The sequence below is a fragment of the Stutzerimonas sp. Brlt_14 genome (genome assembly GCF_051948915.1).
GTDB classification, from domain to species: domain Bacteria; phylum Pseudomonadota; class Gammaproteobacteria; order Pseudomonadales; family Pseudomonadaceae; genus Stutzerimonas; species Stutzerimonas stutzeri.
On sequence record NZ_JAYJLM010000001.1, the window covers coordinates 436,155 to 460,607 of the forward strand.

25 protein-coding genes and 2 tRNA genes are annotated in these 24,453 nt (G+C 64.4%); 11 read left to right on the plus strand and 16 right to left on the minus strand.

Going from position 1 to position 24,453, the window contains the following annotated elements; all coding sequences use genetic code 11:
• Positions 1-5 precede the first annotated feature (5 nt).
• The 3 genes from VF716_RS02110 to VF716_RS02120 all read left to right on the plus strand — a co-directional run bounded on the left by VF716_RS02110 (position 6) and on the right by VF716_RS02120 (position 1,852).
• Positions 6-347, plus strand: a complete 342-nt coding sequence (locus VF716_RS02110; protein WP_011913853.1) for a hypothetical protein — start codon at positions 6-8, stop codon at positions 345-347.
• Positions 348-626: 279 nt separating this feature from the next.
• Entirely contained in the window at positions 627-1,019 is a 393-nt protein-coding gene (locus VF716_RS02115; RefSeq protein ID WP_011913854.1) for a DUF4398 domain-containing protein, read from the plus strand.
• A 50-nt stretch (positions 1,020-1,069) separates the two neighbouring features.
• Complete coding sequence (locus tag VF716_RS02120) at positions 1,070-1,852, plus strand: OmpA family protein (RefSeq protein WP_011913855.1); 783 nt, start codon at positions 1,070-1,072, stop codon at positions 1,850-1,852.
• Positions 1,853-1,937: 85 nt separating this feature from the next.
• Here VF716_RS02120 and VF716_RS02125 read toward each other — a convergent pair whose 3' ends face one another.
• The 11 genes from VF716_RS02125 to VF716_RS02175 all read right to left on the minus strand — a co-directional run bounded on the left by VF716_RS02125 (position 1,938) and on the right by VF716_RS02175 (position 14,458).
• Positions 1,938-2,264, minus strand: a complete 327-nt coding sequence (locus tag VF716_RS02125) for a hypothetical protein (RefSeq protein ID WP_013983356.1) — start codon at positions 2,262-2,264, stop codon at positions 1,938-1,940.
• Positions 2,265-2,325: 61 nt separating this feature from the next.
• The gene (locus VF716_RS02130) at positions 2,326-3,072 is read right to left on the minus strand and encodes a TIGR00266 family protein (protein WP_013983357.1); all 747 of its coding nucleotides are present in this window, start codon (positions 3,070-3,072) and stop codon (positions 2,326-2,328) included.
• Positions 3,073-3,129: 57 nt separating this feature from the next.
• Entirely contained in the window at positions 3,130-3,789 is a 660-nt protein-coding gene (locus tag VF716_RS02135; RefSeq protein ID WP_084900457.1) for a Bax inhibitor-1 family protein, read from the minus strand.
• A 52-nt stretch (positions 3,790-3,841) separates the two neighbouring features.
• Positions 3,842-5,137, minus strand: a complete 1,296-nt coding sequence (locus tag VF716_RS02140) for a flavohemoglobin expression-modulating QEGLA motif protein (protein ID WP_011913860.1) — start codon at positions 5,135-5,137, stop codon at positions 3,842-3,844.
• Positions 5,138-5,226: 89 nt separating this feature from the next.
• Positions 5,227-6,729: a lysine--tRNA ligase gene (gene lysS / locus VF716_RS02145; protein WP_125881996.1), complete on the minus strand. Its 1,503-nt coding sequence runs from the start codon at positions 6,727-6,729 to the stop codon at positions 5,227-5,229.
• 63 nt (positions 6,730-6,792) lie between these two features.
• Positions 6,793-7,888, minus strand: a protein-coding gene (prfB, locus tag VF716_RS02150; protein WP_100218733.1) for a peptide chain release factor 2 whose coding sequence is annotated in 2 segments (ribosomal slippage) — positions 6,793-7,815 and positions 7,817-7,888 — 1,095 coding nt in all. Because the reading frame shifts where the segments join, the coding sequence is not laid out codon by codon here.
• 124 nt (positions 7,889-8,012) lie between these two features.
• The gene (locus tag VF716_RS02155) at positions 8,013-8,729 is read right to left on the minus strand and encodes a tellurite resistance TerB family protein (protein WP_440551518.1); all 717 of its coding nucleotides are present in this window, start codon (positions 8,727-8,729) and stop codon (positions 8,013-8,015) included.
• Positions 8,730-8,763: 34 nt separating this feature from the next.
• Positions 8,764-9,873: an NADH:flavin oxidoreductase/NADH oxidase gene (locus tag VF716_RS02160; protein ID WP_440551521.1), complete on the minus strand. Its 1,110-nt coding sequence runs from the start codon at positions 9,871-9,873 to the stop codon at positions 8,764-8,766.
• Positions 9,874-9,966: 93 nt separating this feature from the next.
• On the minus strand, positions 9,967-12,060 hold the full coding sequence (locus tag VF716_RS02165) for a molybdopterin-dependent oxidoreductase (RefSeq protein WP_200631990.1): 2,094 nt from the start codon (positions 12,058-12,060) through the stop codon (positions 9,967-9,969).
• Positions 12,061-12,188: 128 nt separating this feature from the next.
• Positions 12,189-13,904 (minus strand): single-stranded-DNA-specific exonuclease RecJ, encoded by a 1,716-nt coding sequence (gene recJ, locus VF716_RS02170; protein ID WP_440551524.1) that lies wholly within the window; start codon positions 13,902-13,904, stop codon positions 12,189-12,191.
• A gap of 26 nt (positions 13,905-13,930) precedes the next feature.
• The gene (locus VF716_RS02175) at positions 13,931-14,458 is read right to left on the minus strand and encodes a winged helix DNA-binding protein (RefSeq protein WP_013983365.1); all 528 of its coding nucleotides are present in this window, start codon (positions 14,456-14,458) and stop codon (positions 13,931-13,933) included.
• Between the two features lie 180 nt (positions 14,459-14,638).
• On the opposite strand from VF716_RS02175, the gene VF716_RS02180 reads away from it, so the two are divergent.
• From VF716_RS02180 to VF716_RS02200, 5 genes are all read left to right on the plus strand, one after another.
• Positions 14,639-15,388 carry a 5-oxoprolinase subunit PxpA gene (locus tag VF716_RS02180; protein WP_020307085.1) on the plus strand — a complete coding sequence of 250 codons (750 nt, stop codon included), beginning with the start codon at positions 14,639-14,641 and terminating at the stop codon, positions 15,386-15,388.
• Positions 15,385-16,092 (plus strand): 5-oxoprolinase subunit PxpB, encoded by a 708-nt coding sequence (gene pxpB / locus VF716_RS02185; RefSeq protein WP_068506273.1) that lies wholly within the window; start codon positions 15,385-15,387, stop codon positions 16,090-16,092. Before VF716_RS02180 ends, pxpB begins: the two co-directional genes overlap by 4 nt.
• On the plus strand, positions 16,089-17,015 hold the full coding sequence (locus VF716_RS02190) for a biotin-dependent carboxyltransferase family protein (protein WP_068506272.1): 927 nt from the start codon (positions 16,089-16,091) through the stop codon (positions 17,013-17,015). Before pxpB ends, VF716_RS02190 begins: the two co-directional genes overlap by 4 nt.
• A gap of 5 nt (positions 17,016-17,020) precedes the next feature.
• Positions 17,021-17,818 carry a putative hydro-lyase gene (locus VF716_RS02195; protein ID WP_045158695.1) on the plus strand — a complete coding sequence of 266 codons (798 nt, stop codon included), beginning with the start codon at positions 17,021-17,023 and terminating at the stop codon, positions 17,816-17,818.
• 107 nt (positions 17,819-17,925) lie between these two features.
• Positions 17,926-19,146 (plus strand): NRAMP family divalent metal transporter, encoded by a 1,221-nt coding sequence (locus tag VF716_RS02200; RefSeq protein ID WP_013983370.1) that lies wholly within the window; start codon positions 17,926-17,928, stop codon positions 19,144-19,146.
• A gap of 21 nt (positions 19,147-19,167) precedes the next feature.
• Here VF716_RS02200 and VF716_RS02205 read toward each other — a convergent pair whose 3' ends face one another.
• Positions 19,168-19,707 (minus strand): YaeQ family protein, encoded by a 540-nt coding sequence (locus VF716_RS02205; RefSeq protein WP_011913873.1) that lies wholly within the window; start codon positions 19,705-19,707, stop codon positions 19,168-19,170.
• 41 nt (positions 19,708-19,748) lie between these two features.
• On the minus strand, positions 19,749-20,939 hold the full coding sequence (locus tag VF716_RS02210; RefSeq protein WP_440551531.1) for a GGDEF domain-containing protein: 1,191 nt from the start codon (positions 20,937-20,939) through the stop codon (positions 19,749-19,751).
• A gap of 259 nt (positions 20,940-21,198) precedes the next feature.
• On the opposite strand from VF716_RS02210, the gene VF716_RS02215 reads away from it, so the two are divergent.
• Together VF716_RS02215 and bfr are read left to right on the plus strand one after the other, a co-directional pair.
• Entirely contained in the window at positions 21,199-21,417 is a 219-nt protein-coding gene (locus VF716_RS02215) for a bacterioferritin-associated ferredoxin (RefSeq protein ID WP_014597196.1), read from the plus strand.
• Between the two features lie 192 nt (positions 21,418-21,609).
• Positions 21,610-22,080, plus strand: a complete 471-nt coding sequence (gene bfr / locus VF716_RS02220; protein WP_011913876.1) for a bacterioferritin — start codon at positions 21,610-21,612, stop codon at positions 22,078-22,080.
• A 70-nt stretch (positions 22,081-22,150) separates the two neighbouring features.
• Here bfr and VF716_RS02225 read toward each other — a convergent pair whose 3' ends face one another.
• From VF716_RS02225 to VF716_RS02235, 3 genes are all read right to left on the minus strand, one after another.
• Positions 22,151-22,885: an FKBP-type peptidyl-prolyl cis-trans isomerase gene (locus VF716_RS02225; protein WP_011913877.1), complete on the minus strand. Its 735-nt coding sequence runs from the start codon at positions 22,883-22,885 to the stop codon at positions 22,151-22,153.
• 258 nt (positions 22,886-23,143) lie between these two features.
• Positions 23,144-23,220: transfer RNA gene (locus VF716_RS02230), tRNA-Asp, on the minus strand.
• 13 nt (positions 23,221-23,233) lie between these two features.
• A tRNA-Val gene (locus VF716_RS02235) sits at positions 23,234-23,309 on the minus strand.
• Between the two features lie 215 nt (positions 23,310-23,524).
• On the opposite strand from VF716_RS02235, the gene rdgC reads away from it, so the two are divergent.
• A complete protein-coding gene (gene rdgC / locus VF716_RS02240) occupies positions 23,525-24,445 on the plus strand; it encodes a recombination-associated protein RdgC (RefSeq protein WP_440551885.1) in 921 nt (306 codons plus the stop codon).
• The last annotated feature ends 8 nt before the right edge of the window (positions 24,446-24,453 follow it).

The window sequence follows — 24,453 nt, forward strand, 5'->3', positions numbered from 1 at the left end:
TAACCATGAGAATTTCCGAGCTTGTCAGCCATTGGGAACGCGACGCCAAGGGCCGCATGAGCCATACCACCTACAGCATCCCGCTGGATGTCGAAAGCGCGGCACGGCTGGCCGCCCTGGCCGAGATGTACCCCAAACGCAGCACCGAGGCGCTGCTCGGCGAACTGGTCGGCGCCGCTCTCGAAGCAGTCGAAACCAGCCTGCCCTACGTGCGCGGCACACACGTGATCGCGACCGACGAACAGGGCGATCCGGTTTATGAAGACGTGGGACCCACCCCGCGCTTTCTCGAGCTGTCGCGCAAGCACCTCAAGCGCATGCTGGACGAGCCAGACGCCGCCAGCTGAGTCATCGCCCGCCACTATCGACCGCGGACGGGCAGCGCCGACGGTGCCCGCCCTACCCTTATCGTGATGCCGCGCGGAATTCCGCGTGGCACTGCCCTCGCTGCGTCCTCGCTTCCCCTCCGTTTCGCTGACGACCGCTCTAGCCCGCCATTTCGACGGAACGTTTGGCGCCGTCCGGCCTCACAAGAATATGTCCCGACATCGGTAGTGCCCTAATCAGCCCACTGCCCGGCCAGGGACGGTAGCTATCCGTTAAGCAATTCGAACTGGAGACTGACCATGAACAAAGCTGTCGCAACCCACGCTTCGAGATTCCAGCTACCCAAGCTTGCAGCCATCGCACTGGGCGGCCTGCTGCTGACGGCCTGTGCGGGCAACCCACCGACCGAGCAGTTTGCGGTGACCGAATCGGCTGTGCGCAGCGCGGTCAGCGCGGGCGGCCCCGAGTACGCAGCCGTGGAGATGCGTGCCGCGCAGGAAAAATGGAAAGAGGCCGAACTGGCCATGCAAAAGGAAAACTACGAACAAGCCCGCAAGCTGGCCGAACAGGCCGAATGGGATGCCCGCGTCGCCGAGCGCAAGGCCGAAGCGGCCAAGGCGCAGAAGGCCGTCGAGGACGCACAGCAGGGAATCCGTGAGCTGCGCGAAGAAGGCATGCGCAACGTTCGCTGAGCCCGCATCAGGTTCGACATTCCATTTATTGCACAAAGGATGAATTCGTCATGCACAAGCTCGTAACCCTACCGACTCTTCTGGCTCTGAGCATTGGCCTGGTGGCCTGCGCCAACCAGCCCAATCAGAACCTCGAAGACGCTCGCAGCAGCTACTCCGCACTGCAGGCTGACTCTCGCGCCAGCAAGCTGGCCGCGCTGGAGACCCAGGACGCCGGCAACATGCTGGACAAGGCCAACAAGGCCTATCTGAACGATGCCGACGAGAAGACCGTGGACCAACTGGCCTACCTGACCAAGCGCCGCATCGAGCTGGCCGAACAGACCATTGCCCTGCGCAGCGCCGAAGAGGAACTGGGCAAGACCTCGGCACAGCGCGCCGAGGCACGCCTGGAAGCGCGCGAGGCGCAGATCCGCAAGTTGCAGGAAGACATGCAGGCCAAGCAGACCGAACGCGGCACCCTGGTGACCTTTGGCGACGTGCTGTTCGACTACGACCGCGCCGAGCTCAAGCCTGGCGGCATGCGCAGCGTGCAGAAGCTCGCCGACTTCCTCAACGACAACCCGGAGCGCAAGGTGATCGTCGAGGGCTACACCGACAGTACCGGTTCGGCCGAGTACAACCAGCGTCTGTCCGAGCGCCGTGCCGATGCGGTTCGCATGGCGCTGGTGAAGATGGGTGTGGACCCGCAGCGCATCGTCTCCCAGGGCTACGGCAAGGAGTATCCGGTGGCCAGCAACAGCGATTCGGCCGGTCGTGCCATGAACCGCCGGGTCGAGGTGACGATCTCCGACGACAACAAGCCGGTGGCGCCCCGCTCGTCGATGCGCTGATCAGCCCCGCGTAACGAACGCTCCCGACGCAGCGCTGCGTCGGGAGCGTTTTTCTTATGTCCGCACCGCGGGCGGAGCCGTCCGCTCAGCGCAGCAGCCCGCCTGGCACCGGCTCTTCCATGCAGCGCACCGCGCGCTTCTTGTTGTCCACCAGGACGCCGGTAAGCCCCTTCTGCTCGGTATCGAACAGCACCAGCACGCCATCGATGCACTGCGCCACTTGCGATGCTGGCTGCAACGACACGCGGTAATCCTCACCGGGAACGGTCTTGAGCATGGTGTAGTCGGCGAGCAGCAATGCGTCCTCTGGCTTGGCGATATGCAGATAGCCGTAGTACGACAGCACGGCGACCGTGCCGACGACGCTGCCGATGGCGGTGAGGATGAGCGGAATGGGATTGCGTTCGGACATGGACGATCTCATCAGAGGCAAAGAGCGCCATTGTGGCAAATTCGACGGCGACGCAGGCGGCTCATTTGCCGCCGGCACGGGTTTCGCCGCGAGCCTGGTAGGTCGCCTCGTAGACCCGTTCGGCCAGCCGCGAGAACGGCAGGCTCTGGATCCAGACGCTGCCGGTGCCCTTCAGCGTCGTCAAAAGCAGCCCTTCGCCGCCGAACAGCATGCTGCGCAGCCCACCGGCCAGCTGGATGTCGTAGTCGATGCCCGGCGTGAAGGCCACCAGGCAGCCGGTATCCAGGCGCAGGGTTTCGTTGTTCAGCTCCTTGCGGATCACCGTGCCGCCGGCATGAATGAAGGCCAGGCCATCGCCCTGCAGGCGCTGCAGAATGAAGCCCTCGCCACCGAAGAAGCCGGCGCCGATACGCTTGCTGAAACTGATGCCGATCCGCGTGCCGTAGGCCGCGCAAAGAAAGGCATCCTTCTGGCAGATCAGCTCGCCGCCAAGCCTGGCAAGGTCCACTGGCACCACGGTACCGGGATAGGGCGCAGCAAAGGCAACCCGCGCGCGGCCCTTGCCCTGGTTGGTGAAATGGGTGAGGAACAGCGATTCGCCGGTGATCATCCGCTTGCCCATGCCCCACAGCTTGCCGAGCACACCGCTCGCCGAGCCATCGCCCATGCGTGCTTCGAAGCGCACGCCATCGGTCATGTAGTTCATCGCGCCGGCCTCGGCGATCACCGTCTCGCCGGGATCGAGGATGATCTCCACGCTCTGCGCGGACTGTCCGAGGATTTCGTATTCGAGTTCGTGACTGGCCACGGCGAGCTCCTGATCCTGTGATTGCAGCGCGGCGACAGCGGCCTCGGCTGGCCTCGCCTACTTGCGCCCGAGAATGCGCAGGATACGCAGGAACAGGTTGATGATGTCCATATAGAGCGCGGCCGCACTGTCGATGGCGTTGTCCAGCGTCTTGGGAATCTGGTTAGCCCGCCCCCAGTCGACGCCCACATAGCCGCAGAAGATCAGCACCACGATCCAGTCGATGACGCCGTGGTGGATGCCGAGGATGAACACCTCGACCAGCTCGACGACGATCACCAGCAGCAACGCGATCGTCAGTGCGCTGGCGATGCTGGCGAAAAAGCGCGGAAACAGCGTGCCGAGCAGCATCATGCCGAGGGTGACCAGCGCGGTGATGCGGATCGCCTCGTACACCAGCGCGCTGTCGTAGCGGCTGACCACCAGGTTGATTATCAGCCCGAACGGCACCACCACCAGGTTGTAGCCGAGAAAGCTCACCCAGGGCTTGTCAGAGCTGTGGAACAGCCAGGCACCGGTCAGGCAGCTGGCAAAGTAGCCACCAACGAACAACCAGGGATGGATGCTGCGAATGGACTCGACCGGGATGTTTCCCACCATCCACCAGTTGATCCAGAAGCCCCAGCAGAGGGTCAGACCGATGACGAGGTTGTAGGCGCCAGCCGAAAGGGTGCGGTCCAGTGGGCTGGACCGGCGGGCAAAGACGGGGTTTTGCATGTCGATACGCTTCCTTGCGTGATGATTGATTCCGGGCCCATGTCGAGTCGGCTCAGAGGATGTTGGCGTAGTCCGCCTCGATGCGATCCAGGCTCAGGTGATTGAGAAAGTTGGAGAAGCACATCCAGGCCGACAGCGCGTTGAGGTCCTGGAACTGCGGTGGCAGGTACTTGGGCGGCACCACCATGCCCTCGTCCACCAGCTGGCGCAGGGTGCGCATGTCTTCCAGGGTGGTCTTGCCGCAGAACAGCAGCGGGATCTGCTCGAGCTGGCCCTTGCGCACGGCAAGCTGGATGTAGTTGTAGATCATGATGAAGCCCTTCAGGTAGGACAGGTCCTTGGTGAAAGGCAGCCCAGCGGGCGTCGAGCCACGGAACACGCGGCTGGCGTTGCTGTAGCTCTCGTCGTCGCCATAGCCCTGCTCGCGGAAGAAGGCAAACACCTCCAGGAAGTCGGCGCCCTCCTCGGCCATGTGAATCGCGCGGGTGCGGTTGGTCAGCTTGCGCAGACGTGTCGGATAGGAGGCGAAGGCGATCACCTCCATCAGGATCGCCAGGCCTTCCTGAGTGACCGTGGAAGACGGCGGCCCCTTGGCGAGGAAGGTGCAGATCGGCTGGTTCTGGCCGTTGAGGGTGGTGCCGACATGCACCAGCCCTTCGTGGACCTCCAGCGCGCGCACGTCACGCTCGTTGAACAGCGCGTCGCTGCGGATCTTGATGTAGTCGGCACCGGCGGCCGCATCGGCGAGGATGCCGTCGGACTCGAAGACGCGGATCACGCCCTCGCCTTCGCCAAACACCACGTCCAGGCGCTTTTGCAGCAGCTCGACGGCCTGCGGCGCGGTGAGATTCTTCGGCTCGTCGCGCAGGTCACCGCGATCGGCAATGTTGTTCAGGTAGTCGGAGAGCATCAGGCCAAGGTCGGCCAGGGTTGGGTCGCCGGCATGGAAAGCGTCGGACGCCGCGCCGTAGAGCTCCTGGGAGATCATGCCGAAATCCGGCGTACCACGCGCCTCGAGCATGCGGATGACCATGCGGTATTCCTTGCACATGCGCCGCATGATCTGCCCGACCGGGTTGAACTGGCCGAGCTGACGAGTGATGTCGCGCTCGATGTCCTGGAATTCCTGCTTCTTCGCACTGGAGTCGAAGGCCAGCGGACGGCCTTCGTAGTAGGCGCGGTCGATCTGGGGCAGCTCGCGGCCCTTGGCGGCGAAGAACGCCTGGCGGGTCGCGTCGTCCCACTTCACCGCGTCCAGCACGCGCACCGGCGTCTGCGCCTCGACGATGCGGTCGGACAGCCCGCGTACGATGGTCTGATACTCGTCCAGATTGTTACGGCTGTTCATCAGTCCCTCTTCACGGATGCCCCGTACCCTTGGGTTATACCCGCAACGGCCGGACTCGGCACGCCGCGGGTGGGTCGAGGCTCAGTGGATCAGAGTTCCGGGCGCATGTGCGGGAAGAGGATCACGTCGCGGATCGACGGCGAGTTGGTCAGCAGCATCACCAGACGGTCGATGCCGATGCCCTCGCCGGCGGTCGGCGGCATGCCGTATTCCAGCGCACGAACGAAGTCGGCGTCGAAGTGCATGGCCTCGTCATCGCCGGCGTCCTTGTCGGCCACCTGGGCGTGGAAGCGCTCGGCCTGATCCTCGGCATCGTTGAGCTCGGAATAGGCGTTGGCGATCTCGCGGCCACCAATGAACAGCTCGAAGCGGTCGGTGACGTTGGGGTTGCGATCGTTGCGCCGGGCCAGCGGCGAGACCTCGAACGGATACTCGGTGATGAAGGTCGGCTGTTCCAGCTTGTGCTCGACCAGCTCCTCGAAAATCATCACCTGCAGCTTGCCCAGGCCTTCGTGACCGAGCAGCTTGGCGCCCGCCTTCTTGGCGATGGCACGGGCCTTCTCCAGATCATTGAGATCGGCAGCCGAGATTTCCGGGTTGAACTTGAGGATGGAGTCGAACACCGACAGGCGCGCAAAGGGCTCGCCGAAGTGGAACACCTTGTCGCCATAGGGCACGTCGGTGCTGCCGAGCACGGCCTGGGCCAGCTCGCGGAACAGCTCCTCGGTCAGGTCCATGTTGTCTTCGTAGTCGGCATAGGCCTGGTAGAACTCGAGCATGGTGAACTCGGGGTTGTGCCGGGTCGAGACGCCTTCGTTACGGAAGTTGCGGTTGATCTCGAACACGCGCTCGAAGCCACCGACCACCAGACGCTTGAGGTAGAGCTCCGGCGCGATGCGCAGGAACATCGGCATGTCCAGCGCGTTGTGGTGGGTTTCGAACGGCTTGGCCGCGGCGCCGCCAGGGATGGTCTGCAGCATCGGCGTTTCCACTTCGAGGAAGTCACGCTCGGCGAGGAACTTGCGGATGTGAGCGATGACCTTCGAGCGCACGCGGAAGGTTTCGCGCACCTCCTCGTTCACCATCAGGTCGACGTAACGCTGGCGATAGCGCTGCTCGGTGTCGGTCAGGCCGTGGAACTTGTCCGGCAGCGGGCGCAGCGACTTGGTCAGCAGGCGCACGTTGCTCATGTAGACGTACAGGTCACCCTTGCCGGAGCGCGCCAGGGTGCCCTCGGCGGCGATGATGTCGCCCAGGTCGAAGTGCTTGACCGCCTCGACCTGCTCGGCCGGCAGCATCTTGCGATCGACATAGACCTGGATGCGCCCGCTCATGTCCTGCAGCACCATGAACGGCCCGCGGTTGAGCATGATACGTCCGGCGACCTTGACCGGAATGGCGGCCGCTTCCAGCTCCTCCTTGGTCTTCTCGGCGTACTGTTTCTGCAGGTCGCCTGCATAGCTGTCACGACGGAAGTCGTTGGGGAAGGCATTGCCCTGCTCACGCACGGCAGCAAGCTTTTCCTTGCGCTGGGCAATCAGCTTGTTTTCTTCCTCTTGGATGGCGTGCTGGTTCAGCGGTTGTTCGCTCATTGCGGGTCGTCCCGGTCAAATCGTTTCAATGGGGTGCTTGCGGCTTGAGGCGTGCGGCTGCGCTCAGAGCCCCTGTTTGAGGCTGGCTTCGAGGTACCCGTCGAGGTCGCCGTCGAGCACCTTCTGGCAATCGCTGCGTTCCACGCCGGTACGCAGATCCTTGATGCGCGAGTCGTCGAGCACGTAGGAACGGATCTGGTGGCCCCAGCCGATGTCCGACTTGCTGTCTTCCAGCGCCTGAGAGGCGGCGTTGCGCTTCTGCATTTCCAGCTCGTACAACTTGGCCCGCAGCATCTTCATGGCGGTGTCCTTGTTCGCGTGCTGGGAACGTTCGTTCTGGCAGGCCACCACGGTATTGGTCGGCACGTGGGTGATACGCACTGCCGAATCGGTGGTGTTGACGTGCTGACCACCAGCGCCCGAGGAGCGGTAGGTGTCGATGCGCAGGTCGGCCGGGTTGATCTCGATCTCCACCTTGTCGTCGATCTCGGGCGATACGAATACCGCCGAGAACGAGGTGTGGCGACGGGCGCCGGAGTCGAACGGACTCTTGCGCACCAGGCGGTGCACGCCGATCTCGGTGCGCAGCCAGCCGAAAGCGTATTCGCCCTTGATGTGTACGGTGGCGCCCTTGATGCCGGCGACCTCACCCTCGGACAGCTCGACGATCTCGGCGCTGAAGCCGCGCTTGTCGGCCCAGCGCAGGTACATGCGCAGCAGGATGTTGGCCCAGTCCTGGGCCTCGGTACCGCCGGAGCCAGCCTGGATATCGAGGTAGCAGTTGTTGGGGTCCATCTCGTGGCTGAACATGCGGCGGAACTCGAGCTTCTCGAGAATTTCGCGCAGGCGCTCGACTTCGGCCACGATGTCGTTCACGGCGCCTTCGTCGTTTTCTTCGGCGGCCATTTCCAGCAGGTCGCGCGAATCGGCCAGGCTACCGGTCAGATCGTCGATGGTTTCGACGATCTGCGCCAGGGTAGCGCGTTCACGGCCCAGGCTCTGGGCGTATTCGGGCTTGTTCCAGACGTTCGGGTCTTCGAGTTCGCGGTTTACTTCGACGAGACGATCATGCTTCTGATCGTAGTCAAAGATACCCCCGAATTGACTGGGTGCGCTCGGACAGGTCCTTGATGCTGTTGAGGATCGGGTTGATTTCCATAGGTAGGCAGCTCTCAATCGGACGGTGCAAAAGCCGGCGATTATAACTCAGCCAACCCGTGCTGACAGCCCGCTGGGCGTGCCGGCGGACGGTCAGGAAACGGATTTGCCCTCATGATGGCTGGTCAGGCACTGACACCACGTACCTGGCTTTCCAGTTCGCCTTTGAGTTGCGGATCGAGCTGCAGGCAGCGCGCCAGCTCGTCGAGGTAGGCGCGCTCCATGAAATGTTCCTCGTCCACCATCAGCACGCTGGCCAGGTACATCTCGGCGGCCATCTCCGGGCTCCTCGCGGCACTGGCGACATCCATCGGGTCCAGCGGCTTGTTCAGTTCGGCCTCCAGCCACTGCTGCAGATCAGCATCGGCCAGCTTGCCCAGCTCCGCCTCGATCAGCTGACGCTCGCGGGCATCGACGTGGCCGTCGGCCTTGGCTGCTGCCACCAGTGCCTTGAGAATGCCCTCGCTGTGCACCTCGACCTCGGCCGGCGGCAGCCGATCGATGGTCTGCGGCGTCTGCTGCGCCGCCGCGCCCTGCTGCGCCTGCCAATTGCTGTAAGCCTTGTAGGCGAGCACGCCGAGTGCCGCCAGCCCACCGTAGGTCACCGCCTTGCCGCCCATCTTGCGCATCTTGCGATTGCCCAGCAGCAGGCCCATGGCACCGGCGGCCAGCGCGCTGTTGCCACTACCGGAAAGCGCCTTGCCGAGCGAACCGCCGCCGACACCGGAGAGCAGGTCACTCAAACCCCCACCGCCGGGTTTGCCGCCCATGCCGGATTGCTGCTTCTGCAGCAGGTCCTGTCCTGACTTGAGCAGCTGATCGAGAAGGCCACTGGTTTTCATCGGATTCTCTCCACACGAAGGACGTAAAGGATTGCTAGTCGAACGACTCGGGCACCTGGCGGATCGGCGTGTCGCGATGGGCGGCACGTACGTACTGAGCCGGCCAGGCCACGGACCCGTCGCGCAGGTATTCGGCGGCATGCAGCGGCCAATACGGGTCGCGCAGCAGTTCGCGGGCGAGCAGGATCAGCTCGGCCTGGCCGGTACGCAGGATGTGTTCGGCCTGCACCGCCTCGGTGATCATCCCGACTGTGCCGGTGGCGATACCCACCTCCTTGCGCACGCGTTCGGCGAACTGCGTCTGGTAGCCCGGCCCGACCGGAATATCGGCGTTGGCCGCAGTGCCACCGGATGAGACGTCGATAAGGTCGACACCGACATCCTTGAGCCGCCGTGCAAGCTCGACCGTTTCGTCTGCATTCCAGCCATCATCGACCCAATCGGTCGCCGAGAGGCGGACGAACAGCGGCAACTCCTCGGGCCAGACCTGGCGCACCGCAGCGGTGACCTCCAGCAGCAGACGGATGCGATTGTCGAACGAGCCGCCATAGCGATCCTGACGCTGGTTGGAGAGCGGTGAAAGAAACTGATGCAGCAGGTAGCCATGGGCCGCATGCACTTCGGCGATCTTGAAACCGGCAGCCAATGAGCGCTCGGCCGCCTCGACGAACGCCTGCACGACCGCCGCGATACCGGCATCGTCCAGCGCAGTGGGCACGGCATGCTCCGGCGAGAAGGCGATGGCGGACGGCCCCACCGGCGTCCAGCCGCCGGCAGCGATCGGCACGCTGCCATGCTTGCCGAGCCAGGGCCGCCAGGTGCTCGCCTTGCGGCCGGCATGGGCCAGCTGCACGCCGGCCACCGAGCCCTGCGCCTCGATGAAGCGGGTGATGCGGCGCAGCGGCTCGACATGCTCGTCGGACCAGATGCCCAGGTCTTCCGGCGAGATCCGCCCGTCCGGGCTGACTGCTGTCGCCTCGACGATCACCAGCCCGGCGCCGCCGACGGCGCGGCTGCCCAGGTGCACCAGGTGCCAGTCATTGGCCATTCCGTCCTTGGCCGAGTACTGGCACATCGGCGACACGGCGATGCGGTTGGGCAAGGTGAGCTGGCGCAGGCTGAGCGGCTGGAAGAGCTGGGACATGACGGCCTCTACTGTCGTGGATGCGGGTTGGACACCCGTCAGTAGAGACCGTTTCCGCGCACATGCCCAGCCCGCGGCGGGCAAAGTCGCTGGTCAGGCGGCGCTGACCTGCACCGTCACGCCGTTGAGCGCCGCGTTGCCGGAGACATCCAGCTGGCGCTCGTCGGTCAGGTCGTTGCAACTCGCGCCAGGCTGCTGCCGCGCGATATCCAGCTGCACGCCCGGCCGCGCATGGCCCCAGCCGTGCGGCAGGCTGACCACGCCGGGCATCATCTCCTCGCTGGCCAGCGCCTCCACCTCGACCACGCCGACCCGCGAATGCACCCGCACCCGCTGGCCATCCTGCAGCGCCCGCGCCGCCATGTCGGTCGGGTGCATCAGCAACTGATGACGCGGCTTACCCTTCACCAGGCGCTGGTAGTTGTGCATCCAGGAGTTGTTGCTGCGCACGTGGCGGCGGCCGATCAGCAACAGCTCGTCGGCACCCGCCTGGGGCTGCGCAGCGAAACGCTGCAGATCGTCCAGCATCAGCCCCGGCGCGGCCTGGATGCGCTTGTTCGGCGTTTTCAAGCGCCGCGCCAGATTCGGCTTGAGCGGCCCGAGATCCAGCCCGTGGGGATAATCCTCCAGCGCTGCCAGGCTCAGCTTGCGCTCGGACTTGTCACCATAGGGCCCATGGCGCAGCGCCAGGTCCATCATCTGTTGCGGCGGCATGGTCGGCTTGAGCTCGACGCCCACCCGCCCGGCGTAGGCCTCGGCCAGGCCGATAAAGATTTCCCAGTCGTGCAGCGCGCCCTCGGGCTTGGGCAGCACCGGCAGGTTGAAGCGGGTGACGTTGCGCACGGCGAGCAGATTGAATGTCGCGTCGTAATGGTCGTGCTCCAGCGGTGCGGTCGGCGGCAGGATCACATCGGCATAGCGGGTCGTCTCGTTGATGTAGAAGTCCACGCTGAGCATGAACGCCAGGCCATCCAGCGCCTGCTCCAGCTTGCGCCCGTTGGGTGTGGAAAGCACCGGGTTGCCGGCCACGGTGATCAGCGCACGCACCTGCCCTTCCCCGGGCTCGAGCATCTCTTCGGCCAATGCCGCTACCGGTAGTTCGCCGCCATATTCGGGCAGTTGCGACACCCGACTACGCCAGGCGTCAAAATGGCCGCCCTTGGTGGTCTCCACCAGATCCACCGCCGGCTCGGTGCACAGCGCGCCGCCGACCCGGTCGAGGTTGCCGGTGACCAGGTTGATCAGCTGCACCAGCCACTGGCAGAGCGTGCCGAAGGCCTGGGTCGAAACGCCCATGCGTCCGTAGCAGACCGCCCTGTCCGCCGCCGCGAAGTCCCGCGCCAACTGGCGGATCTGCTCGGCCGGAACACCGCAACGGGCGCTCATCGCCTCGGCGCTGAAGGCGGCGATCGCCGTGCGCACCTCCTCGATGCCGTCCAGCGGCAGTTCGCTGGCACGCGTCAGCCCTTCCTCGAACAGGGTGTTGAGCAGGCCGAACAACAGCGCGGCGTCCTGTCCGGGGCGCACGAACAGATGTTGATCGGCGATGGCGGCGGTCTCGCTGCGCCGCGGGTCGACCACCACCAGTTTGCCGCCGCGGGCGCGGATCGCCTTCAGCCGCTTCTCCACATCGGGCACGGTCATGATGCTGCCATTGGAGGCCAGCGGATTGCCGCCGAGGATCAGCATGAAATCGGTGTGATCGATGTCCGGCACCGGCAGCAGCAGACCATGGCCGTACATCAGGTGGCTGGTCAGGTGGTGCGGCAGCTGGTCGACCGACGTGGCCGAGAAGCGGTTGCGCGTCTTCAGCAGACCGAGGAAGTAATTGCTGTGGGTCGTCAGCCCGTAGTTATGCACACTCGGGTTGCCTTGGTAGATCGCCACGGCATTACTACCGTGGCGCTCGCGGATCTCAGCCAGGCGCTCGGCGACCAGTTCGTAGGCCTCCTCCCAGCTGATGGCCTGCCACTCATCGCCGCAGCGGCGCATCGGGTGGCGCAGGCGATCGGGGTCGTTCTGGATGTCCTGCAGCGCCACTGCCTTCGGACAGATATGGCCGCGGCTGAAGCTGTCGAGGTGGTCGCCCTTGATCGAAAGGATGCGCTCGCCTTCGGTCTGGATGGTCAGGCCGCAGATGGCTTCGCACAGGTGACAGGCACGGTGATGGACGCTGATGTCGCTCATTTCGGGTTCCCGCATGGCGCTGTTGTTGTCCCGCCACTCTAGGCGCCGCGGCCGCAGGCAACAATCGAACGTTCCGCCGGGGAATGCCAGCCGATTCAGCCAGCCTATCGTCGGCCGGCATGCATCGGTCAGCGCGGGGCGATATGCGCCACCATCAGCTGCACGCTTTCCTGGCCGCGATACTCGTTGACGTCCAGTTTGTAGGCCAGCTCCGCCCAGCGCACCGTCGGGTTCGGCCAGATCTCGCGGTCGACGTTGAAGGCGATGCCGTCCAGCGTCAGCGATCCGCATTCGCTCTTGAGCACAAGCTTGAGATGGCGCTCGCCGACGATACGTTGCTGCATCAACTGGAACACGCCATGGAACATCGGCTCGGGAAAATGCTGGCCCCAGGGTCCGGCGTTGCGCAGCGCACGCGCCAGCTCCAGATGGAATTCCTCGACCCTGAGCTGGCCGTCGGTGAGTAGCCGACCGGTGAGATCGTCCTCGCACAGCTGGCGGCGCACTTCGGCATCGAAGGCCGCGGCGAAGGCACCGAAGTTCGCTTGTGGCAGCGACAGCCCGGCCGCCATGGCGTGCCCGCCGAACTTGCTGATCAGGCCGGGATGCCTGGCGGCAACCGCGTCCAGCGCATCGCGGATATGAAAGCCCGGCACCGAGCGCGCCGACCCTTTGAGCAGCCCGTCGCCAGCATCGGCGAAGGCGATGGTCGGGCGGTGGTAGCGCTCCTTGAGGCGCGAGGCGAGGATGCCGATCACCCCTTGGTGCCAGTCCGGCTCGAACAGGCACAGGCCGAACGGCAGGTCCTCCAGTGGCAGATCCTTGAGCTGCGCCAGCGCCTCGCGTTGCATGCCCTGTTCAATGGCCTTGCGATCCTTGTTCAGCTCGTCGAGCTGGGTCGCCATGTCGCGCGCCAGCGCCTCGTCCTCGCAGAGCAGGCATTCGATGCCCAGCGACATGTCATCCAGCCGACCGGCCGCATTCAATCGCGGGCCGAGGATGAAGCCCAGGTCGGTGGAGGTGATGCGCCGATGATCGCGCCCGGCAACCTCGAGAATCGCCCGCAGCCCCGGCCGAGCCCGCCCCGCACGAATTCGCGCCAGGCCCTGGTGGACCAGAATGCGGTTGTTGGCGTCCAGCGGCACCACGTCGGCGACACTGCCCAGCGCCACCAGATCGAGCAGCTCGGCCAGGTTCGGCTCGGGCCAGCCCTGACGGGCGAACCAGCCGAGGTCACGCAGCCGTGCGCGCAGGGCCAGCAGCACGTAGAAGATCACCCCGACACCGGCGATGCACTTGCTCGGGAAGGTACATTCCGGCTGGTTGGGATTGACGATGGCATCGGCCGCCGGCAGCTCGTGACCGGGCAGGTGATGGTCGGTGACCAGCACCCGCAACCCGGCCGCCTTGGCCGCCGCGACGCCATCGACGCTGGAGATGCCGTTGTCGACGGTCACCAGCAGGTCGGGTTCGCGCTGCAAGGCGACGGCAACGATTTCGGGCGTCAGCCCGTAACCGTATTCGAAGCGATTGGGCACCAGATAATCGACATGCGCCGCCCCCAGCTGACGCAGGCCGAGCACGCCGACGCTGCTCGCGGTGGCGCCGTCGGCATCGAAGTCACCGACGAACAGGATGCGCTGGCGCTTTTCCAGCGCCTCGACCAGCAGCTCGACCGCGGCATCGATGCCCTTGAGCTGCTTATAAGGAATCAACCGCGCCAACCCCTTGTCCAGTTCCTCCGCGCAAGTCACGCCACGGGCCGCGTAGAGGCGCTGCAGCAGCGGCGGCAGCTCGCCGAGGTTGGGCAGCTGCTCGGGCAGGGGGCGGGGTTCGATACGCATGGAATTCCGGGCTCGGTGAAGGTCGTTTACAGGGAGGTGGCGGCGCGAGCGGCCTGGTCGTACAGCCCGGACATGGCACGCAGCATGCCGGCCAGACGATGGATTTCATCGGGGTCGATGTTGAGGTTCTCGAACGAGGCGATCAGGCATTCGCGGCGGATGTCGGCGTACTCCTGACAGAGCGCGCGCCCCTTGTCAGTGGTGCGATAGAACATTTCCTTGCCCTGCTTGGCGCCTTCCACCAGACCCAGCTTGCCGAGCTTCTTCAGGGCATAGGTGACCGTGTGAGTATCTTCCACGTTGAGCAGCAGGCAGATATCCGCCTGTCGCTTGGCCCGCCCCCGGCTGGTGAGGTTGTGCAGCACCATGACGTCCAGTGCATTCATTTCCACCGTGCCGCAGGCCTGCATGCAGCGCTCCATCCAGCGCATCAGCGCGGCGCTGGCGACGATGATGCCGTACTCGAGCTCGGACAGCTCCTGGGACTGCTCGGCAAGATGCGCCGAGGCGACGATCGAGGATCGCAACGGACGGGAGCTTTTGGCGTCAACCATTCTGAGTTCCTGATTGAAGAAGCGGCAGTCGATCGTATCGAGGTGGGCGGCAAGGATACAGCAATGTCCGCGCGGTCACTTCGGCGGTCGACAGGAAAAATACGTTGATAATTTATCGATACTTTATCAGTGTATCGACTTCGACCGCCGCACCGGCCCATCTCGAAAGGAGCAGCCATCGTGAGTCGTCTGTTACTCAATTGCGACATAGGGGAAAGCTTCGGCGCCTGGACCATGGGCCTGGACGCCGAGGTGATGCCGTTCATCGACTGCGCCAATATCGCCTGTGGCTTCCATGCCTCCGATCCGCAGATCATGCGGCGCACCGTCGCACTGGCGCGCCAGCACGACGTGCGCATCGGCGCGCACCCGGCCTATCCGGACCTGGTCGGCTTCGGTCGGCGCTCCATGGCCTGCAGCCCGGCCGAAGTGGAGAACATGCTGCTCTATCAGATCGGTGCGCTCGACGGCATCTGCCGCGCCGAAGGCACGCAGGTCCGCTACGTCAAACCCCACGGCGCGCTCTACAACGACATGATGCGCCAGCCACAGCTGCTGCGCGCGGTCATGACCGCCGTAAAGGCCTACAGTGCCAGCCTGCCGCTGATGCTCATGTCTACCCGCGACAACAGCGAAAGCCAGGCGATGGCGGCGGAAATCGGCATCACACTGTGGTTCGAGGTGTTCGCCGACCGCGCCTACGACGCCGCCGGCATGCTGGTCTCACGCAACCTGCCGGGTGCCGTGCACCACGATGCCGAAACGGTGGCCGACCAGGCCTTGCGCCTGGCCAAGGGGGAAGCATTGACCGCCAGCGATGGCAGCGCGCTGATCCTGCAGGCCGATACGCTCTGCGTGCACGGCGACAACGCCGGCTCCATCGCCGCTGTGCAGCGCATTCGTCAGGCACTGCAGGCGCTTCCCGCATGACGCCGCGGATCGAGGTGGTCGGCATCGATAGCCTGGTGCTGCGCCTGTTCGATCAGATCGACGAGGACAATATGTCGTGGATGCTGGCCGCCACTCAGCGTGTGCGGGATGCGTTCGGCGCTGCACTCATCGATCTGGTGCCCTCCTACACCACGCTGCTGGTGCAGTACGACCTGGCGCAACTGGACGATCACCAGGCCCGCCAGTATGTGCGGCAGGCTCTCGATGGGCTGGAACCGGCGGCGGCGACGAGTGCCCGTCAGCACGACATACCGGTGTGGTACGACCCGAGCGTCGGCCCGGAACTGCAAGCGCTGGGCGAGCGCAGCGGCCTCGGTGTCGCGGGAGTCATCGAGCGACACAGCACGCATATCTATCAAGTCTTCGCCCTCGGCTTCGCGCCCGGCTTCGCCTTTCTCGGGCTGGTCGACGAGCGCCTCGCCAGCCCACGCCTGGCGACGCCGCGCAAGCAGGTGCCGGCCGGCAGTCTGGGCATCGCCGACCGCCAGACCGCCATCTATCCGCTGGTGTCACCGGGCGGCTGGAACCTGATCGGCCGCAGCCCGGTTCGCCTGTTCGACCGCGAACTGGACGGCTTCAGCCTCTGGCAACCCGGCGACCGCGTGCGCTTCGTGCCCATCGAGCGGGCCGAGTTCATCCGTCTCGGCGGCGACGACACGCCCTTCCAGGAGGCCTCCGCATGAGCCTGCTGATCGAACAGGCCGGAGCCCTGGCCACTCTGCAGGACGCCGGCCGCAGCGGCGTTCGCCACCTCGGCGTGACCCAGGGCGGTGCCGTTGACTGGCTGTCCCACGGCTGGGCTAACTGGCTGCTGGGCAACCCGCTGCAGGCGTCTACGGTGGAGATCACCCTCGGCAATTTCAGCCTGCGCGCTCAGACCGATGCCTGCCTCGCACTCTGCGGCGCCGATCTCGGCGCGACGCTCGATGGCGAGCCTCTCATGCCCGGGCGCGCCTTTCGCATCCGGGAAGGTCAGACACTGATCTTCAGTCAACCGCGCCAGGGTGTTCGTGCCTATCTCGCCGCGCCCGGCGGTTTCAGCGCACCGGCCGTGCTGGGCAGCTGTGCCACGGTACGCCGTGAGCAGCTCGGTGGGCTGAACGGCGACGGCCAGCCGCTGGCCAAGGGCGACCTACTGCACTGGCGCGGCCACGCCACGACGATGCGCAACCTACCCGAGCAGGCGCTGGTGCCGCTGCCCGGCGCCGGGCTATCGGTGGTACTGGGGGCGCAGATCGGCGATTTCACCGGGCAGAGCCTGTTCGATGCGTTCAACAGCGACTGGACCGTCGACCAGCGCGCCGACCGCATGGGTGTTCGCCTGCTGGGACCGACCCTGCGCTGCGCGCGCTCGGCCATGATCTCCGAAGGCGTGCCGCTGGGCGCTATTCAGGTTCCGGCGGACGGTCAGCCGATCATCCTGCTCAATGACCGCCAGACCATCGGCGGTTACCCGCGCCTTGGCGCACTCACGCCATTGGCAGTCGCGCAGCTGGCCCAATGCATGCCCGGCACCGTGTTGCGCCTGAAGCCGGTGGCGTTGGAACGCGCACAACGCGAGCAGCGGCGGCTGCTCGCCAGCTGGCAACGGACCACGACGGAGTGATGGATATGAACCTGACCGCCTACCGAGACCTGTCCCCCGCCGCACTGCGCGAGCGGATTCGCCAGGGCGAATTCGACGGCCCGACCGCCGGCCTGGCCAATGGCTATGCCCAGGCCAATCTCATGATCGTGCGGCGTGAGCTGGCCTACGACTTCCTGCTGTTCTGCCAGCGCAACCCCAAACCCTGCCCGCTGCTGGACGTCACCGACCCGGGTAGCTTCGAGCCACGGCACGCGGCGCCAGGCGCCGATATCCGCACGGACTTCCCGCGCTACCGCATCTACCGCAATGGCGAGCTCGATCAGGAGGTGCAGGACATCACGCCCTTCTGGGAGGACGACATGGTGGCCTTCCTCATCGGCTGCAGCTTCAGTTTCGAGGCTGCGCTGCTGGCCAACGGCGTGCCAGTCAGGCACATCGAGGACGGCCACAACGTCCCGATGTACCGCACCAACATCGCCTGCCAGCCCGCCGGCCGCCTGAGCGGGCCGATGGTAGTGAGCATGCGGCCGATGCCTGCGAACAAGGTGGTGCGCGCCGTGCAGGTCACATCGCGATTTCCCTCCGTGCATGGCGCCCCCGTGCATGTCGGCGACCCGCGACTGCTGGGCATCGCAGACCTGGCCAAACCGGATTTCGGTGAGCCGTCCGAGCTGCGCGAGGGCGAGGTCCCGGTGTTCTGGGCCTGTGGCGTGACGCCCCAGGCGGTGGCGATGCAGGCTCGGCCGGAGCTGGTCATCACCCACGCGCCAGGGCACATGTTCATCACCGACCTGCGCGACGAACAGCTGGGGGTGATCTGACCCGACACGGTTTTGCGCATCACCAAACAACAACAATCTTGCCGGGCACTCGCTGCACGGCTGCATTTCCCTACCTGCCCCAACGCCAAGAAAAAAGAAGGTATCCAATGCAACCTACGCAAGCCGAACGAGCCACACCCTCCCAGCGCAACGTGCTTCGCGGCGCCATCTTCATCATGGCGACGTCGTCCATCGGTCCGGCCTTTCTGACCCAGACCTCGCTGTTCACCGAGAAATACCTGGCGAGCTTCGCCTTCGCCATTCTGGTCTCGCTGCTGATCGATATCGGCGCCCAGCTCAACATCTGGCGGATCATCACCGTCGCCAACCTGCGCGGCCAGGATGTCGCCAACCGGGTGATCCCCGGCGTCGGCCACCTGATCTCGGCCTTCATCGTGCTTGGCGGCATCGCCTTCAACATCGGCAACATCGGCGGTGCCGGGCTGGCCATGAACGTCATCTTCGGCATCCCGCCGGTGATCGGCTCGCTGATCGCCGCGGTGCTGATCATCGGCATCTTCCTGCTGCGCAATGCCAAGGGCGTAATGGATTCGGTGATGCAGGTGCTGGGGCTGGTGATGCTCTGCATGATCGGCTACGCCATGCTGCAGTCGAGCCCACCGCTGCTCGAGGCGGTCAATCGCAGCTTCAACCCGGACGATCCGCTGATCCTGTTGCTGCCGATCGTGACACTGGTGGGCGGTACCGTTGGCGGCTACATCTCGTTCTCCGGCGGGCACCGGCTGGTGGAAGCCGGCATCACTGGCGTCGAGAACGTCAGGCTGGTCACCCGAGCGGCGGTCACCGGCATCGCCACTACCGGCGTTGTGCGCATCTGCCTGTTCCTGGCCGCGCTCGGAGTCGTCAGCCAGGGGCTCAGCCTCGACCCGAGCAACCCTGCCGCTTCGGTGTTCTCCCACTCGATGGGCACGGTCGGCTACAAGATCTTCGGCGTGGTACTGCTGGCCGCCTCGGTGTCATCGGTGATCGGCGCCGCCTACACCAGCGTCACCTTCATGTACTCGTTGCACGACAGCATCCGCCGCCACAACCAGCGTATGGTGATCGGCTTCATCGCCTGCTCGACGCTCATCTACAGCCTGGTCGGACAGCCGGTGAAGGTTCTGGTGGTGGCGGGCACGCTGAATGCCCTGGTGCTGCCGCTGGCGCTGGGCTGCGTGCTGCTGGCGTCGCGCAAGCCGGCAATCGTCGGCGACCGGTATCGCCACCCGACCTGGATGCTGGTGTTCGGCCTGCTGGCGATGGTGGCCACGGCGGTCGGGGTGGTGATGTCGTTCAACGCCCTGCTGGAATTCTGGCAGTCCTGACCGCCACATACGCGAGCGCGATCAGCGCTCGCCGAGCAGCCAGCCGAGCGATACCTCGAACTGGCCGCGTTCGTCGGTGATGAACAAGGTGCCGTCGCTGATCATCACGCCCCACTGCAGGCTACGCGGCAGGTCCTTGACCAGCGCGGCCAGCGCCTCGGAGTCGATGCTGGCGATGGACAGGTTCTTCAGCCCCTTCACCGCATCAATCACCTTGCTCTGCCAGACCCGCAGGTTGCCGTACGCCAGCAGGCTGACGCGCTCGGCACGTCGCGAACACCAGGTCAGACGCTCGGCATCCGGCTGGCCGACCTCGATCCAGTGGAGGATGCGGCCATCCAGGCTCTTCTCCCACAGTGCCGGCTCATCCACATCGGACAACCCGCGGCCGAACGCCAACTGCTCGCTGTACCACAATGCATAGGCGATCAGACGCACACCCAGACGCTCCTCGGTTTCCGAGGGGTGCCTGGCTACCGTGAAGCGCAGGTTTTCATAGACGCCACGGTCCAGGTCCGTGAGATTCAACTCGACTTTGTAGGGTGTCGCTTGCAGGGCCATGAGGCGGGCTTCTTGGTCGGAAAAAAGGCAGGCAGTCTAACTCAAAGCCCGACCCCGGGCGCACCGCGGGTAAGCGCTGCGCCGTCCTGGGCCTCGGCGTCACCATTCGCCAGGCGAGTGCAGTTGCGCCCGGCCGCCTTGGCGGCATAGAGCGCCCGGTCCGCCTGCGCCATCAGCTCGTCGAGTTCGTAGCGGGAGATGGTGGTCGCCACGCCGATGCTGACACTCAGCTGCCCCTGCTCGGCGAAGGGCATGGCGGCGAACTCGCCGCGAATACGCTCGGCCACCTCCCGGCCGACAAGCGCATCGGCATCGGCCAGCAGACAGGCGAATTCCTCTCCGCCGATCCGCCCGAACACGTCCTGACGTCGCATTCGCCGGGCGATCACCTGGCCGAAGTCGATCAGCGCACGATCGCCGGCCTGATGACCGAAGGTGTCGTTGAGCCGCTTGAAGAAGTCCAGATCGCAGAGCAGCAGCGTCACCGGCTCGCCGCGCGCACGACAGCGCTGCAGCAGGGCCTGCCCGGCATCGATGAAAGAGCGTCGGTTGCCGATGCCGGTGAGCGGATCGCTGAGCGAGGCGTGCCGATACTGCTGCTCGGCACGCTCGCGAACCATCGCCAGGGTGACGAAGGAAATGCCAATGGCATAGAGCAACGTCTCGAAGATCACGAAGGCAAAGAAGCTCACCTGATCGGCGTCACCGAACGGCTGACCGCGGTCGACCACCATGCGCAGCAGATAGAACGATACGTGAAGCAGCATCAGGCCCATGGCCGGCCGCAGCGAAACCGATAGTCGCTGCCGGCTGCGCCAGAGCTCGGACATCGCAAGCAGGGTGTAGACGACCGTCAGCGCCGAAGCCAGCAATAGCCGAGCGGTCAGGGATGAATAAAACGCAGGCACCAGGCACAGCCCGCCCCATAGCAGCGCCCCGGCCAATATTCCGGGCAGGTGCGGCGGTCGACCGACGAACGTGCGCATCGCCGTCCAGTTCATGGCCAGCGCGAGCTGGAGGGCGATGTTGCCGAGCATGATCGGCACCACGTCGATCCCCATTCCGCGCAGGCAGCCGAGCACGGTTGAAACCGTCCCGAACAGCAGCATCAGGCAGGTGAAGCCCAGCGTCGCATCACGCTGCCCGCTGCGCCAGGCGAAGAACATCAGCACGCCAAGCAGGAGCAGCACATATATATCCACCAGCGTCAGGGTGGGAACGCTCAGATGCACAGCGCGGCTCCGTCGGGACGGCCTTGTCCCGCGTCAGGCGCGGGCAACAGGCAGCTTCAGAAAAGGCAGGCAGTTTACGCCCCCGCCCTACGCCGAGCCAGCTCACGCCGACGGACGCCGGCCCTCGCAGGGCATGGCAATCGCGGCGGCGGCACATTGTTCGAGTGGCTGTCATCGGCCAGCCGACGAACGATCTTTGACAATTATTCTCATTCTGATTAGCATCACTTCCGTCAACGAATTCAACGGGTAGTGCTCTATGTACGTCTGTCTTTGCCAGGGTGTCACCGACGGCCAGATTCGCGATGCCATCTACGAGGGCTGCTGCAGCTATCGTGAGGTTCGCGAAGCGACCGGCGTCGCCACCCAGTGCGGCAAATGCGCATGCGTCGCCAAGCAGGTCGTTCGCGAAACGCTCAGCGACGTGCAGAACGCCCAGGCGGCCCTGGCCTACCCCGCGAGCTTTGTTCAGGCTTGACAGACTGAAGCCTTGAAAGCCGGGCCCTGCCCGGCTTTTTTTTGCCTGCAAATCAGCCAGTTGCCCACCAGGATGCAGAACGCAACCATTCTCACTAGATTTAGGCTTTTGCATTCAAGGACTTAGGTTTGACAGCTCGCCCGACGCTGGCCAGACTGCATCAATCACCACCGTTCCAGGCAGGCTAACTTCATGAAAGGCGACAAGCTGGTCATTCAGCATCTCAACAAGATCCTCGGCAACGAGCTGGTAGCCATCAACCAGTATTTCCTGCATGCGCGCATGTATGAAGACTGGGGTCTCGGCAAGCTCGGCAAGCACGAGTATGACGAATCCATCGACGAGATGAAGCATGCCGACAAGCTGATCAAGCGCATCCTCTTCCTGGAAGGCCTGCCGAACCTGCAGGATCTCGGCAAGCTGCTGATCGGCGAGAATACCCGCGAAATGCTTGAGTGCGACCTCAAGCTGGAACAGGGTGGCGTACAGGACCTGAAGGTGGCCATCGCCTACTGCGAGAGCGTCGGTGACTACGGCAGCCGTGAGCTGCTGGAAGACATCCTCGAGTCCGAGGAAGAGCACATCGACTGGCTGGAAACGCAGCTGGGCCTGATCGACAAGGTGGGCCTGGAGAACTACCTGCAGTCGCAGATGGACGACTGATCCGCCGGAAACCGACGCAAAGCAAAACGCCCCGATCAGATCGGGGCGTTTTCGTTTCCAGCGGTTCCGTTTATTGCTGCTCAGCGGCCTCGGCAGGCTGCTCGGCTTCGTCGCCCTTGATATCCAGCAGCTCGAGATCGAACACCAGCACCGAATTCGCCGGAATCAGCGGGCTCGGGCTCTGCTCGCCGTAAGCCAGCTCGCTCGGGATGTACAGCTTGAACTTTTCCCCGACGTGCATCAGCTGCAGGCCTTCGACCCAGCCAGGAATCACGCCGCCAACCGGCAGATCGATCGGACTGCCGCGCTTGATCGAACTGTCGAAGACGGTGCCATCGGTCAGACTGCCTTCGTAGTGAACGGTCACCACGTCGTTCTCGGTCGGCTGACGACCTTCGGCCGACTTGACGACTTCGTACTGCAGGCCGGACTCGGTGGTTTTCACGCCTTCGCGCTTGGCGTTCTCCTCGAGGAACTTCTTGCCCGCCTCGACCGCCTTGGCATTCATCTCGGCCATGCGCTCTTCAGCGCGGGTCTGCAGGAAGGTGAAGGCCTCCATCAGCTGCTCGTCGGTCAGCTTCTGCTCCTTGTTACCGATGGCATCTTCGATGCCCTGCGCCACAGCCTTGGAATCGAGATCATCCATGCCCTCCTGCGCAAGGCTCTTGCCCATGTTCAGGCCGATGCCGTAGGACGCCTTCTGCGCCGGAGTGTCCAGTTTGACACTGGTCTGCGAGTCGCAGCCGGCCAGTACCAGGCCGACCAGGGCGATCGCAGGTGCCAAACGTTGATGTCTCAGTCTCATGCTGTTTCCTTAATTACGCAGTTGGGACTTACCGAAAGCGGATGGCCGAGCTTAGCAGCGCATCCAGGCACTGGCTACCGCGCCTCCCGACCAGGATCGTAAAGAGATGGCAAAGAAAGGAAGCGCGTAGCATTTTGCCGCAGGGGGGGCATGAACAGGGACGGCGTGGCATCCCGGAAAAGCAGGCAAAAAAAAACGGCCTACTAAGGCCGTTTTCTTCGGTGCTTCAGGGCGTTCAGTGTTCCCGTGAAGCTAATATGGCGCAGCGGACGGGACTCGAACCCGCGACCCCCGGCGTGACAGGCCGGTATTCTAACCGACTGAACTACCGCTGCGCTAAACCTCGAGTGGTGGGTGATGACGGGATCGAACCGCCGACCCTCTGCTTGTAAGGCAGATGCTCTCCCAGCTGAGCTAATCACCCGTTTGCTCTCGAAGTGGGGCGCATTCTAGAGAGGGTTCCGAACCTTGGCAACCCCCTTTTGAAAAAAAATTTGCAGAAGTTCCAAGGACTTAGGAAAACCCTGCTTTGCCAGCCATTTTATCCGGCCCGCTGCGCATTAACTTGCTTCAGGGTTGGCCTCAGCCAGCCAGGCAGGAATAATGCCCTCCTTTGTTTCCCCGGAGATCTACCCCGCCATGTGGTTTCGCAATCTGCTCGTATACCGTCTCACCCAGAACGTCGCTCTAGATGCCGAGACTCTCGAAGCTGCACTGGCCGCCAAACCCGCCCGCCCCTGCGCCAGCCAGGAACTGAGCACCTATGGTTTCGTCGCGCCGTTCGGCAAGGGTGAAGACGCCCCGCTGGTGCACGCCAGCCAGGGCTTTCTGCTGATCGCCACGCGCAAGGAAGAACGTATCCTGCCCGGTAGCGTGGTCAAGGATGCAGTGAAGGAGAGGGTCGACGAAATCGAGGCCGAGCAGATGCGCAAGGTCTACAAGAAGGAACGCGACCAGATCAAGGACGAGATCATCCAGGCCTTCCTTCCGCGTGCCTTCATCCGCAAGTCCGGCACCTTCGCCGCGATCGATGCCGAGCGCGGGCTGATCCTGGTCAACTCGGCCAGCCCGAAGAAGGCCGAAGACCTGCTGTCCACCCTGCGTGAAGCGATCGGCTCGCTGCCGGTGCGCCCGCTGACGGTGAAGATCGCGCCCAGCGCCACGCTTACCGACTGGGTGAAGACTCAGAAGGCCGCGGACGACTTCTTCGTGCTGGACGAATGCGAACTGCGTGACACCCACGAAGACGGCGGTGTGGTGCGCTGCAAGCGTCAGGACCTGACCAGCGACGAGATCCAGCAGCATATGGAAGCCGGCAAGCAGGTCACCCAGCTGTCCCTGGCATGGCAGGACAAGCTGTCCTTCGTACTGGACGACAAGCTGATCATCAAGCGCCTGCGCTTCGAAGAACTGCTGCAGGACCAGGCCGAACAGGACGGTGGCGACGACGCGCTCGCCCAGCAGGACGCCAGTTTCCTGCTGATGATGATGACCTTCCGCGAGTTCCTGCCGGCGCTGTTCGAGGCCTTCGGCGGCGAAGAGGTTCCGCAGGGCATCTGACCGCACGG

What these genes read in the sequence shown, in the direction of transcription:
- VF716_RS02140 (WP_011913860.1), bottom strand. Translation starts at nt 5,137, where the DNA reads ATGAACAGCCGTAACAATCTGGACGAGTATCAGACCATCGTACGCGGG.
- VF716_RS02175 (WP_013983365.1), bottom strand. Translation starts at nt 14,458, where the DNA reads ATGGTTGACGCCAAAAGCTCCCGTCCGTTGCGATCCTCGATCGTCGCC.
- VF716_RS02135 (WP_084900457.1), bottom strand. Translation starts at nt 3,789, where the DNA reads ATGCAAAACCCCGTCTTTGCCCGCCGGTCCAGCCCACTGGACCGCACC.
- VF716_RS02160 (WP_440551521.1), bottom strand. Translation starts at nt 9,873, where the DNA reads ATGTCCCAGCTCTTCCAGCCGCTCAGCCTGCGCCAGCTCACCTTGCCC.
- rdgC (WP_440551885.1), top strand. Translation starts at nt 23,525, where the DNA reads ATGTGGTTTCGCAATCTGCTCGTATACCGTCTCACCCAGAACGTCGCT.
- VF716_RS02110 (WP_011913853.1), top strand. Translation starts at nt 6, where the DNA reads ATGAGAATTTCCGAGCTTGTCAGCCATTGGGAACGCGACGCCAAGGGC.
- VF716_RS02155 (WP_440551518.1), bottom strand. Translation starts at nt 8,729, where the DNA reads ATGAAAACCAGTGGCCTTCTCGATCAGCTGCTCAAGTCAGGACAGGAC.
- VF716_RS02215 (WP_014597196.1), top strand. Translation starts at nt 21,199, where the DNA reads ATGTACGTCTGTCTTTGCCAGGGTGTCACCGACGGCCAGATTCGCGAT.
- bfr (WP_011913876.1), top strand. Translation starts at nt 21,610, where the DNA reads ATGAAAGGCGACAAGCTGGTCATTCAGCATCTCAACAAGATCCTCGGC.
- VF716_RS02225 (WP_011913877.1), bottom strand. Translation starts at nt 22,885, where the DNA reads ATGAGACTGAGACATCAACGTTTGGCACCTGCGATCGCCCTGGTCGGC.
- VF716_RS02120 (WP_011913855.1), top strand. Translation starts at nt 1,070, where the DNA reads ATGCACAAGCTCGTAACCCTACCGACTCTTCTGGCTCTGAGCATTGGC.
- VF716_RS02200 (WP_013983370.1), top strand. Translation starts at nt 17,926, where the DNA reads ATGCAACCTACGCAAGCCGAACGAGCCACACCCTCCCAGCGCAACGTG.
- pxpB (WP_068506273.1), top strand. Translation starts at nt 15,385, where the DNA reads ATGACGCCGCGGATCGAGGTGGTCGGCATCGATAGCCTGGTGCTGCGC.
- recJ (WP_440551524.1), bottom strand. Translation starts at nt 13,904, where the DNA reads ATGCGTATCGAACCCCGCCCCCTGCCCGAGCAGCTGCCCAACCTCGGC.
- VF716_RS02165 (WP_200631990.1), bottom strand. Translation starts at nt 12,060, where the DNA reads ATGAGCGACATCAGCGTCCATCACCGTGCCTGTCACCTGTGCGAAGCC.
- VF716_RS02205 (WP_011913873.1), bottom strand. Translation starts at nt 19,707, where the DNA reads ATGGCCCTGCAAGCGACACCCTACAAAGTCGAGTTGAATCTCACGGAC.
- VF716_RS02195 (WP_045158695.1), top strand. Translation starts at nt 17,021, where the DNA reads ATGAACCTGACCGCCTACCGAGACCTGTCCCCCGCCGCACTGCGCGAG.
- lysS (WP_125881996.1), bottom strand. Translation starts at nt 6,729, where the DNA reads ATGAGCGAACAACCGCTGAACCAGCACGCCATCCAAGAGGAAGAAAAC.
- VF716_RS02190 (WP_068506272.1), top strand. Translation starts at nt 16,089, where the DNA reads ATGAGCCTGCTGATCGAACAGGCCGGAGCCCTGGCCACTCTGCAGGAC.
- VF716_RS02115 (WP_011913854.1), top strand. Translation starts at nt 627, where the DNA reads ATGAACAAAGCTGTCGCAACCCACGCTTCGAGATTCCAGCTACCCAAG.
- VF716_RS02125 (WP_013983356.1), bottom strand. Translation starts at nt 2,264, where the DNA reads ATGTCCGAACGCAATCCCATTCCGCTCATCCTCACCGCCATCGGCAGC.